The sequence below is a fragment of the Sphingomonas sp. MJ1 (PH-R8) genome (assembly GCF_048058635.1).
Lineage (GTDB): Bacteria > Pseudomonadota > Alphaproteobacteria > Sphingomonadales > Sphingomonadaceae > Sphingomonas.
This window is the reverse complement of record NZ_JBBEFX010000051.1, coordinates 1-1,632: the sequence shown is the minus strand read 5'-3', so window position 1 is coordinate 1,632 and position 1,632 is coordinate 1. Positions and strand designations below refer to the sequence as shown.

Annotated in this window: 2 protein-coding genes; both read right to left on the bottom strand. The window is 62.4% G+C overall.

Annotated elements, in window-relative coordinates:
* Positions 1-215 precede the first annotated feature (215 nt).
* Positions 216-1,199, bottom strand: a complete 984-nt coding sequence (locus VPH46_RS16210) for a replication initiator protein A (protein ID WP_416612886.1) — start codon at positions 1,197-1,199, stop codon at positions 216-218.
* Between the two features lie 198 nt (positions 1,200-1,397).
* A partial coding sequence (locus VPH46_RS16205) for a sugar transferase (protein ID WP_416612884.1) occupies positions 1,398-1,632 on the bottom strand: 235 nt, incomplete at its 5' end.

Here is a 1,632-nt window from a genome sequence, read left to right as displayed (position 1 = left end):
TCTTTATGGGGTCACAGCCGCTTTCCGATCATTCCGCCGGCACCACGCCGACCTTGCCTGATTTTCGCAGGTAAGCTGCGCGATCGGAAGGGTTTACGGTTCGTGCTTTCGAGTAGGAAAGCCCAAAAAAGTTCGTGCTTTCGGATATCAAATGCCCGGCGGATTCGTGCTTTCGAGTAGGAATTCGCTTGGCGGTTCGTGCTTTCGAGTAGGAATTACTCTGCGGGCTCAGCGGCCATTGGCCCCGATTCGGTCGATGATTCGGGCTTCGGGTCCATCGGCAGTTCGGGCAGGCGCGGGGTGATGACGACGCGGACCGGATTGGACTTGCGCCCCCGCCGGGCGGGCTCTGTTACGCCCACGGTTTCGACCAGTTCGAGCTGGTAATCCGGAATCGCGTTGGTCCCGGCGATCTGCTTGAGCGCGTTGCGGAAGTTCGCCAGCGGATTTTGATAGCCGATCTGGAGGCGGAAGGTGGCGAGGTCGACCTCCACCCGCTCGGTCTCGCAAGTGGATCGTGCCACCTCATAGATCCGCCGCTCGATCGGCCCGAGCTGGAAATAGGCGTGCGCGTAGTTGAGCACCTGACGATCGCGCAGGATTGCCCGGAACAACCAGTCGCACAACCGGACCTTTACCGCCTTCAGCCGGCGTTCGCCGCTCCGCGTCTTGGAATAATGGAGCTTGGCTTCGGACAGCCAGGAAAAGAAGCCTTCCTCGCCTTCGCCGCCAGCTTCGATGTTGGTCTTGATCTGAGTGCCCTGGAGGCGCTCCAATGCCTCGGAAAGCCGCCCATAGGAGCGCGCCGAATGGTTGCTCCCGGTGACGCTGAACAGGTCGTGCGCGGTGAAGACGAAGTCCTGTGCGACCTCTTCGCCGGCTTCGATCTTCGCCGCCATCAGGCTGGCGATGTAGAGGACGATTTCCTTGTCGTAGATCGTCGCCACGCCGCTGGCGCTGGGCCGCACCTCGATCGAGACGCTTTCGGTGTTGTAGGCCAGCGGCTTCATCCAGGCGTTCTTCGCTAGCGCGAAGAAGGGAAACGCCATCAGCGACCGCTCGCCGCGGATCTCCCCCTGCAACGGGCTGTCGAGCAGGAACAGCTCGCCCTGGGGCACCGGCTTGGCTTTGGGCTGGGGCTTACCCTTGGGCTCGGGCTTGCCGCTCTTGGCGCGCGGGGAGGGGGGCGTCTTGGTCATGGGCTATTTCTACTCGAAAGCACGAATCTGCACAGCCCGATGCGGCGATTGCCGAAGGAGACAGGCGCTATCCGGGCCAATCATTCGTGCTTTCGAGTATGAATTCCCGTCCCGCGCGATCGGCTGCCGGTTTCCTTGCGGCGCAACGGCGTACAGCAACCCAGACATGTCGACACGCCGACATGTCCACCGCCTCGGTCAGAAGGCGTTGCGGTGCAGGAGGACGCGGACGGTGAGCAGAATGATCTTCAGGTCGCGCCAGATCGACCAGTCCTCGAGATACTCGAGATCGGCCTGCAGCCGGTTCCTGAGGTCGTCCTCGATAATGGTCGCACCGCGATAGCCGCGGATCTGGGCCAGGCCGGTAACCCCAGGCTTGGCGGCGTGGCGATGCCAATAGCGGCCGTCGACCTCCCAGAACAGCTTCTCCGCC